Consider the following 599-nt stretch of genomic DNA (forward strand, 5'->3'; position numbering starts at 1 on the left):
TCGAAGCGATTCTGGCCGCGCCCGTACGACTTGCGCACGTCCTTGACCGAGAGGATGGGGGGTGTCATGGAGGCTCCTTGCTCGTGGGTATGAGATTTCCGCTCTTCTACTGTCGCGGCATGTTGAAGCGCCCCAGGTTTGATGCCGCATCCTTTTGAGTTGGAAGGATGTATGTCATGCCGAAGAAGATCGATCCCGCGCTGCGTGAGCGCGCTGTCCGGCTGGTGCGCGAGCATCGTTCGGAGTATCCGTCGTTGACGGCCGCGTCAGCGGCCGTTGCCCGCCAGGTCGGCGTCGGGCATGAGTCCGTGCGCCGGTGGGTGCTGCAGGCCGATATCGACGATGGCAGCCGCGACGGGATCACCAGCGTCGAGCATGCCGAGATCAAGCGGCTCAAGGCCGAGAACAGTCGCCTGCGGGAGGATGTCGCGATCCTGAGAGCTGCGACGACTTTCTTCGCGGGGGAACTCGACCCCCGCAACCGTTGATGCTGGGCTTCATCGACACGATGAGAGCCGAAGGGCACGCGGTCGAGTCGATCATCCGGGTCCTGCAAGCGCAGGGCGTGAAGATCGCCGCGCGCACCTACCGAGCCCACG

The 599-nt window shown here is 64.1% G+C and carries 1 pseudogene; it reads left to right on the forward strand.

Annotated elements, in window-relative coordinates:
* Nucleotides 1-176 precede the first annotated feature (176 nt).
* Nucleotides 177-599: pseudogene (locus tag ACI3KW_RS23210) on the forward strand (transposase); the annotation flags it as partial.

Origin of the sequence: Devosia sp. ZW T5_3 (genome assembly GCF_044987315.1) — a bacterium.
GTDB lineage: Bacteria > Pseudomonadota > Alphaproteobacteria > Rhizobiales > Devosiaceae > Devosia.